The 7,600-nt window shown below is 70.0% G+C and carries 9 protein-coding genes; 7 read left to right on the top strand and 2 right to left on the bottom strand.

The genetic code is table 11. The annotated features are described in order from the left end of the window. Nucleotides 1-104: 104 nt before the first annotated feature. Complete coding sequence (locus ACWGID_RS25265; RefSeq protein WP_452200463.1) at nucleotides 105-1,043, bottom strand: hypothetical protein; 939 nt, start codon at nucleotides 1,041-1,043, stop codon at nucleotides 105-107. A 154-nt stretch (nucleotides 1,044-1,197) separates the two neighbouring features. Between ACWGID_RS25265 and ACWGID_RS25260 the strand changes: the two genes are divergently transcribed. Next, a complete protein-coding gene (locus ACWGID_RS25260) occupies nucleotides 1,198-1,623 on the top strand; it encodes a MarR family winged helix-turn-helix transcriptional regulator (RefSeq protein WP_452200461.1) in 426 nt (141 codons plus the stop codon). A 102-nt stretch (nucleotides 1,624-1,725) separates the two neighbouring features. Then, the gene (locus ACWGID_RS25255; protein ID WP_452200459.1) at nucleotides 1,726-1,956 is read left to right on the top strand and encodes a hypothetical protein; all 231 of its coding nucleotides are present in this window, start codon (nucleotides 1,726-1,728) and stop codon (nucleotides 1,954-1,956) included. Here ACWGID_RS25255 and ACWGID_RS25250 read toward each other — a convergent pair. Continuing rightward, nucleotides 1,943-2,755 carry a PIG-L deacetylase family protein gene (locus ACWGID_RS25250; protein ID WP_452200457.1) on the bottom strand — a complete coding sequence of 271 codons (813 nt, stop codon included), beginning with the start codon at nucleotides 2,753-2,755 and terminating at the stop codon, nucleotides 1,943-1,945. The two genes, ACWGID_RS25255 and ACWGID_RS25250, sit on opposite strands and share 14 nt — an antisense overlap. 81 nt (nucleotides 2,756-2,836) lie before the next feature. On the opposite strand from ACWGID_RS25250, the gene ACWGID_RS25245 reads away from it, so the two are divergent. The 5 genes from ACWGID_RS25245 to ACWGID_RS25225 are packed head-to-tail and all read left to right on the top strand — an operon-like array spanning nucleotide 2,837 to nucleotide 7,527. Then, a complete protein-coding gene (locus ACWGID_RS25245; RefSeq protein ID WP_452200455.1) occupies nucleotides 2,837-3,847 on the top strand; it encodes a lysylphosphatidylglycerol synthase transmembrane domain-containing protein in 1,011 nt (336 codons plus the stop codon). Continuing rightward, nucleotides 3,844-4,914: a glycosyltransferase family 4 protein gene (locus ACWGID_RS25240; RefSeq protein WP_452200453.1), complete on the top strand. Its 1,071-nt coding sequence runs from the start codon at nucleotides 3,844-3,846 to the stop codon at nucleotides 4,912-4,914. The genes ACWGID_RS25245 and ACWGID_RS25240 overlap by 4 nt, the downstream gene beginning before the upstream one ends. Continuing rightward, nucleotides 4,911-5,654: an FAD:protein FMN transferase gene (locus tag ACWGID_RS25235; RefSeq protein ID WP_452200451.1), complete on the top strand. Its 744-nt coding sequence runs from the start codon at nucleotides 4,911-4,913 to the stop codon at nucleotides 5,652-5,654. Before ACWGID_RS25240 ends, ACWGID_RS25235 begins: the two co-directional genes overlap by 4 nt. Then, on the top strand, nucleotides 5,651-6,310 hold the full coding sequence (locus ACWGID_RS25230) for a response regulator transcription factor (protein ID WP_452200450.1): 660 nt from the start codon (nucleotides 5,651-5,653) through the stop codon (nucleotides 6,308-6,310). Before ACWGID_RS25235 ends, ACWGID_RS25230 begins: the two co-directional genes overlap by 4 nt. Continuing rightward, entirely contained in the window at nucleotides 6,307-7,527 is a 1,221-nt protein-coding gene (locus ACWGID_RS25225) for a sensor histidine kinase (protein ID WP_452200448.1), read from the top strand. Before ACWGID_RS25230 ends, ACWGID_RS25225 begins: the two co-directional genes overlap by 4 nt. Nucleotides 7,528-7,600: the final 73 nt, after the last annotated feature.

Below are 7,600 nucleotides of genomic sequence, written 5' to 3'. Positions count from 1 at the left end.
GCCCGGGGTCGCTTACTCGCCACGTGTCCCCACCACCCCCCCGGCGAAAGACCCCGCCCCCCGGGGCCGGCCCCAGTCCCCCGGCCGGCCCCGGATCAGATGTTTCAGCCGTTCAGTACGTCGTACTTCGGGGCGATCCGGAAGTACTGCGGGTCGGAGAAGGTCAGCGGGACCTTGCCCAGACTCTTGATCGCCGTGGCCGTGCCGTTGGCGTGCCCAACGGCGTACAGGTAACCGGACTTGGTGTCCCGGTCGATGCCGAGCAGCAACGTGCCGTTCGCGCCGCACTTGGTCGCGATCAGCTGCTCGAAGCCCTGCCAGGTCGACCCCCGGACGACCTTGCTGGAGGCGGGGCTGAGGTACTTCGTCGGCCAGTTGACCGTCACCAGGGCACCGGACCGGGTGGTGGCCAGGAAGGTCTCCGACATGTTCGTGCGGTTGATCAGTGCGATCCCCTTGACCGTGCTGAGTCCGCCGACGCCGGCGGTCACACGCCAGCCGCTGCCGTCGGAGATCCAGCGCGTGGTGCTGCCGTTGGTGCTCTGGCCGTACAGCAGGGTGCGGGCCGGGTCACCGGCGTTTACCGGCTGCAGGACCGACTGCTCGATCCAGCGGTAGTTCGCCCAACCGCCCCCGACCCGGAGGTTGTTGTGCGGGTAGTGCGGGTCGAGCTGGCTCTCGCCGTCGACCACGAACGAGCTCGAGTACAAGGCGCCGCCCATCACGGTCAGCCCGGACCGCGCCTCCAGGCTGCCCGCCAGCGGCGTACCGACGACGGTGGTGATGTGCTGGACCTGGTTCGCACCGAACACCCCGGCCGTGCCACGGACGCCGCCGACGGTGATCGGCGCGGTGGCATTGATCATCCGGCTGGTGAACGCCCCGGTGGACGTCACCGACCCGAGCCGCAGCGCGCACGCCGCGGTGGTCGCCGTCGTGCTGTCTGCTGCCGACGACTTGGCCTGCGCGGACGGCACCATCGCCGCTCCGAGTCCCAGCGCGAGCATGCCGGCCGAGGCCAGACCTACGGTCTTACGAAACATCTCGATCGTCCTCCCCAATGCCGCGGAGGCACCCCAGCCTCCGTCGTACCGCATTGGATTCCGGCTGCCGCCGAAAAGTTCACAGCCGCGTTGCGGAAGATCTCATTCGTTATCGGACTAAGGTGAGGCCTGATCGGGGGCCGGGAAGGGACGTATGTCGAAGCCGAAGGTGCTGGCGGCCGGACCGGCCTTGATCCGGGTGGCCACCGCCGTCACGGAGCACTACGAGCGCGTCAGTTCCGACCTCGGGCTGACCATGCAGCAGACCCGGTTGCTGTTCATCCTGCACCGGCAGCCGACGAACATGCTCGGCCTCGGTGCGGAGCTGCGGCTGACCAAGTCGACGATGACCGGCGTGGTCGCCCGGATGGAATCGGCGGGCCTGGTGGTCCGCGTACCGGACGACACCGACCGGCGTAATTTCGTCGTCCGGCCGACCGAGCACGGGGTCGCCGTCGCCGAGGAGTTCGAGCGCCGCCTGCGGACCGAGGTACGCCGGATGCTCCGGGTGCTCGACCCGGCGGAGCGGGAGACGCTCGGCGTACTCCTGACCGCGGTGCTCGCCGGCGACGCGAGCTAACAGTACGAGTTTCGGACTAATTGGCCGTTCCCTCTGGTGTCGCGGCTGCGCTGTCGGCTACCGTCGCATTGGTACGAGAGTCGTACCGATTGGGACACGGAGGTGCAGCATGTCGGTTGGACAGCCGTCGTACGGCGCTCTGCGCGACCGCAGGCGGTCCTTCGGTGGCTCGTCCCGACTGTCCTGGTGCTCTCACTGATCCCTGACCTGATCCTGCTGGCCACCAAGTTCATCCCGGGCACCTCGGGTCTCGCGGTCGCGGGTCTGATGGTCATGCATGTGGTCGTCACCGCGGTCGCCGTACCGGCGTTCCAGTTCGTCAGGAAGATCTGAGGGTTGCGAAGAGGTCGTCGAGTCGGGCGCCTGGGGTGCGGCCGTGTTCGACGTACCACTCGCGGCCGAGTAGCAGGCGGAAGAGCCACGGCGGCAGCTTGAGCAGGAGTGCGAGCGTCCGATCGCCCTGGTCGGCACTCGCCTGGCTCGCGTGTGCTTCGAACGACTGACGCTTCGCCGGCAGGTGCCCGCGGACATCGACCCGGTGCGTGATCGCGGTGCCGGGGGAGTAGGCGTCGTCATAGTCCGCCGCCGAGACCTCGGGCAGTACGCCCGGGATGGCCTCGACGATCCGGATCAGCCGCCGGATCAATCGCCGATCGATCGTCGCCTCGAGCACCAACGGCGTACCCGCCGCGGCCGCGGCGTACGTCCCGGCGGCGTGCACCTGCCGGTGATCGGGGTGACCGTAGCCACCCGACGGGTCGTAGATGGTCAGCGCGTCGGCCTGTTCCTCGCGCAGCAGTGCGATCAACGGCGCCGCCGCCTCCTCGACCGGGAGCGTACTGAAACCGCCCTCCGCGGCCGGTCCCGACGACCCCGAGTCCGTGAAGCCGAACCGCACCACCCGCGCACACCCCAGCGCCGCCGCCGACCGATCCAGCTCACTACGCCGGTACGCCGCCAGCCCGCCACCCGACCGGTACGCCGAAGCCGCCGCGCCGGCCTCACCGTCGGTAGCGATCGCCAGCACGACCCGATGCCCCTCCGCGGCGAGGCGCGCGAGGGTGCCACCCATCAGCAGCGCTTCGTCGTCAGGGTGCGCGTGAAACGCCACGAGGGTGAAAGATTGGCCCACCCTACGAGGATGACACGCCCTCACGATCCGGCCTAGTTGCTCTCAGCACCCTCTCAGCGTCCGGGCTCCACGCTGGTACCGATGAGTGATCTCGAACAGCGCAAAGGATGGCGGCGGCGCCTGACGACCTCCGTCCTGAGTGGGCTGGTGACGGCGGCGCTCGTGGTGTTCCTACCGCGAGCGGTCGGTGCCACCTGGGCTCAGATCGGCGACGTCCTCGCCCGGGTGTCGCTGGTCTCGCTGCTGCTGCTCGCAGTGGTGTGGATCTCCGGCCTCTGGGTGCACTCGTTCGTCCTCGCGGCGTCGCTGCCCGGGCTGACGAAGCGCCGCGGGCTGACCCTGAGCCTGACCGGCAGCGCGGTGGCAAACGTTCTCCCGCTGGGTGGCGCCGTCGGCACCGCGCTGAACTTCAGCATGGTCCGCCGCTGGGGCTTCACACGGCGCGCGTTCGGCGGGTTCCTCGCCGTGACCACCCTGCTGAACGTCCTCTCGAAGCTCGGGGTGATCGCGGTCGCGCTCGCGCTGGCACCGATCCTGCACAGTGCGTCCGCGTTCGGGAAGGGCAGTCTGCTGTTCCTGCCGGTGCCGATCGCGGTGCTGGTCAGCGTCTGGATCCTCGTCGACGAGCGCGCCGCGACACTGATCGGTCGCGGGATCGACAAGGTGTTCCGCCGGTCGCGAATGGCCGAGCGACTTCCGAGGTTCCGCCGTACGACGCTGCACGTGATGCGGACCGGCTGGCGGACGATGACGGTCGGCATGATCGCGTACCTCGCGCTGCAGCTCGCTCTGCTGTGGTTGTGCTTCCACGTCCTGCACGTGCCGCTCGGCCTCCCGGTGCTGTTCACGGCACTGGCCGTGGAGCGGCTGCTGACCCTGGTTCCGATCACCCCCGGTAGCGCGGGAGTCGTCGAGATCGGTACGACGGCGGCGCTGGTCGCCCTCGGCGGCGATCCGGCCGGTGTCGCGGCAGGCCTGCTGCTGTTCCGCGGGTTCACGTTCCTGATGGAGATCCCGGTGGGTGGCATCCTGCTCGCGATCTGGTCGTCGCTGCAGCACCGCGCGTCGCGTCTGCAGGCGGTGGCCGGATGAGAATCGCGCTGGTCAGCGACTGCTATCTGCCACGCCTCGGGGGCATCGAGTTGCAGGTTCACGATCTCGCCGTCCAGCTGATCCGGGCCGGACACGACGTGACGGTGTTCACCATCACGGAGGGGCCGTCCTCCGGCGGTGTCCCGGTCGTCAGACTGCCCGCCGCGGCCGGCGTACCAACGGCTGCGGGCGTCGAACGGCTGCGGGTCGAGCTGGCGACGTTCGACCTCGTCCACGCTCACTCGTCCTTGGTGTCCCCGCTGGCCTGGCGTGCGGCGCGGTTGGCCGATACCGCGATCATCACCGTGCATTCGTTGCCCGGTCCAACGATGCCGTGGCCGATCGCGCAGATCGACAAGTACTGCGGTGGCGTCGCCTGGACCGCGGTGAGTGAGGCGGTGGCGAACGTCGTCCGGCGGGCGCTGCCCGGCCGCGCGGTCGACGTACTGCACAACGGCGTCGAACCGACCGCTTGGCGGCTCGCCGGACGGGTGAGTCATCCACTGACGATCGTCAGCACGATGCGGCTGTCCCGGCGGAAGCGTCCGACCGCGCTGCTCCGGACCCTGGCAGCGATCCGCGAGCTCGTGCCGCCCGAGGTCCCGCTCCGGGGCGTCATCGTCGGCGCCGGACCGCGCGAGCGCGCGCTGGAGAGCCGACGCCGTTCGCTGACGCCGTGGGTCGAGCTGCCGGGTCGCCTGACGCGGTACGAGATCCAGCAGCTGTACGCGTCGGCGGACGTCTACCTCGCGCCGGCGGAGCTGGAGTCGTTCGGGGTCGCGGCGCTCGAGGCGCGCTGTGCCGGTCTTCCGGTGGTCGCGATGGCGTCCGGTGGCGTGCGCGAGTTCATCCGTCCTGGTGTCGAGGGGTTCCTGGTCGAGTCCGACACCGAGATGGCCAGGACCGTCGCGGCACTCTTGTCCGACACCGCCGTACTGAACCGGATGCAGCAGCACAACCGGTTCACCGATCCGGTGATGACGTGGGAGCGCGTGGTCGCGCAGCACGTCGCGGCGTACACAGCTCAGCGGGCTCTCAGGGAAGGTTCTCTAGCGTCGGCTACATGAGGCGGAGCTGGGTCGAGCATTTGATGGGAATGCCCATCAGTGTGCTCGCCCGAGGAGCTCAGGCCGGCTCGGACGCGGCGGATTCCGCCGTCCAGGACCTGTACGCCGAGCTTGGCGACATCGACCGGCTGTTCTCGCCGTACAAGCCGGACAGCGTGGTCAGTCTGCTGATGCGCGGCGAGGTCGATTGGAGCGATGCCGGCTTCGATGTGCTCGAGGTCTGCGAGCGGTGTGCCGCGGCCCGGGAGATGACGGGCGGCCTGTTCGACGCCGACCTGCCGGACGGTGGCTGGGATCCGTCCGGGCTCGTCAAGGGATGGGCCGTCGAGCGCGCCGGTGAGCGGTTGCGCGCGGTGGCCGACGTGGACTGGTGCCTGAACGCGGGCGGCGACGTCCTCGTCATCTCTCCTAGCGCCGAAGCGTTCACGATCGGCATCCAGGATCCGAGGGACCCGGGTCGGGTCGTCGCGAGCCTGCAGCGGACCTGGGGGGCAGTCGCCACCAGCGGTACGGCGGCACGCGGCGAGCACCTCTACGACCCGCGGACCGGGCGTCCGGTGCAGGGCCGCTGGCTCTCGGTGTCCGTCAGCGGCCCGTCCCTGGAGTACGCCGACATCTTCGCCACCGCCGCGTTCGTGGCCGGTGACGACTGGCCCGCGATTCTGCTGCCGGGATTCGAGGGACTCGGTATTCTTGCTGATGGCAACATGTTCTCGACGGCCGGTTGGGGAACCTCGTGACCGCACGGATCCTGCTTGTCGAGGACGACGCCGACCTGATCGGCATGCTCGACCGAGTGCTCACCGACGAGGGGTACGCCGTGACGCGAGCGGGCGACGGGCACACCGGACTGCATCTGGCGCTGACGCGTCCGGTCGACGCGATGATCGTCGACCGTGGCCTGCCCGCCGTCGAGGGGCTGGATCTGATCGCCCGATTGCGGAGTCGCGGCGTCGGCACCCCGATCCTGGTGCTGTCGGCGCGGAGCAGCACCGAAGACCGGGTCGCCGGTCTGGACGCGGGCGCCGAGGACTACCTGACGAAGCCGTTCGAGTTGAGCGAGTTGCTGGCCCGGGTGCGGGCCCTCCTCCGGCGTCATCTCGATCAGGCCGTCCACCTCGCCGTACCAGGTGGTTCGCTGGACCTGGCCGGCCGGACAGTCCGCAGGAACTCGGGCGGCACCGTGGAGTTGTCGGAGCGGGAAGCCGCGCTGCTCGGTCTGCTGGCGGCGCGGCCCGGGGTGGTTTTCAGTCGGTCGGAACTGCTCGACCTGGTGTTCGGCGACGCGGAGTCGGAGAGCGTGGCGGACACCTACGTGCACTACTGCCGGCGCAAGTTGGGACGGGGCGTGATCAGCACGGTACGGGGGCTCGGGTACCGGCTGGGTGCGACATGAGTGGACAGCTGATCGGCGACGAGGTGCTCGTAGGGCGAGCTGCCCGTGGAGTCGCCGTCCGCGCCGCGGGGTTGGTGGCAGCGGCGATGCTGCTGCTGATCGCGCTCGTCACGGTCGTCGTGGTCCGTGGACAGTCCGATGCGGCGGACGACCTGCTGCGATCCGCTGTCGCGACGGCCGACGACGTCGGTGATCCACCGGCCGGCACGTGGCTGGTTCTGTCCGGTCCGTCAGGGACGATCTCGTCGCCCGGGCTGCCGGACGATCTCAGCCCGGAGCTGGTGGCGCTGCGGACCGATGCCGCGCCGGAGATCGACGTGAGCACGGTCACGGAGCGCGACGGCGAGTACCGGGTCGCGACCGGGATGGTGAACGGCCGCCCGGTGCAGGCGATCCTCGATCTCGCAACCGCGCACAAGGCCCAGGCCCGGTTGGTCCAGACGATGGCGTTCGCGGCGGCATCGGCGTTGCTGCTCGCCGGCTTGCTGGGCGTGGTGATCGGACGTCGCGCCGTGCGGCCGTTGGCGCAAGCGTTGACGTTGCAGCGGGCGTTCGTGGCCGATGCCGGACACGAGTTGCGGACGCCGTTGACGTTGTTGAGCACGCGAGCACAACTGCTCGGCCGGACGCTCCGGCGCGAAGGTGCCGGCGACGAGGTCCTGGGCGACGCGGACGGAGTGATCCGTGACACACGGCGGTTGGCGGAGGTCGTCGACGACCTGCTGGCGGCGGCCGATCCGCGCGGCGCCGAGCAGCAGGAACCCATCGACCTGACCCGGGTCGCGCGCGAGGTGAGCGACTCGGCGACGGCCCATGCGGAGCAGGCCGGCGTACGGCTGCGGTGGGTCGCTGACGACGGCAGCGCGGTGACGATCGGCTCGCCGAGCGCGATTCGCCGGGCCACGATTTCCCTTGTGGACAACGCGATCGATCACACGCCGCGCGGGGGAGAGGTCCGGATCGCCGTACGGCGGCAGCGCGCGGAGGTGATCCTCGCGGTCAGTGACACCGGGCCCGGACTCGATCCCGAAGCGGCGCAACGGGTCCTGCGGCGGTTCGACTCGAGCGGACCGCGCAGTGGTCGGGCCCACTACGGGCTCGGCCTGGCGCTCGCGCACGACGTGGCGAACCGGTTCGGCGGCCAGCTGCGGCTCGCCCCGAGCACGGTCGGCGCGACCTTCGAACTGGTCCTGCCCGCCGCTATGGTGGACCCGTGACCGCGGTCCGGCAGACCTTGCGGGCCGACTGTGGTGCGATGTTGCCTGCGGCATCGGAATCGCCGATGCCGGT

It is taken from the genome of Kribbella sp. NPDC054772 (genome assembly GCF_053611945.1).
This window is presented reverse-complemented; position numbering and strand designations above follow the sequence as displayed.

Bases quoted from the DNA above. Each gene is read 5' to 3' on its own strand.
- ACWGID_RS25265 (WP_452200463.1), bottom strand. From the start codon at position 1,043: ATGTTTCGTAAGACCGTAGGTCTGGCCTCGGCCGGCATGCTCGCGCTG.
- ACWGID_RS25260 (WP_452200461.1), top strand. From the start codon at position 1,198: ATGTCGAAGCCGAAGGTGCTGGCGGCCGGACCGGCCTTGATCCGGGTG.
- ACWGID_RS25245 (WP_452200455.1), top strand. From the start codon at position 2,837: ATGAGTGATCTCGAACAGCGCAAAGGATGGCGGCGGCGCCTGACGACC.
- ACWGID_RS25240 (WP_452200453.1), top strand. From the start codon at position 3,844: ATGAGAATCGCGCTGGTCAGCGACTGCTATCTGCCACGCCTCGGGGGC.
- ACWGID_RS25235 (WP_452200451.1), top strand. From the start codon at position 4,911: ATGAGGCGGAGCTGGGTCGAGCATTTGATGGGAATGCCCATCAGTGTG.
- ACWGID_RS25225 (WP_452200448.1), top strand. From the start codon at position 6,307: ATGAGTGGACAGCTGATCGGCGACGAGGTGCTCGTAGGGCGAGCTGCC.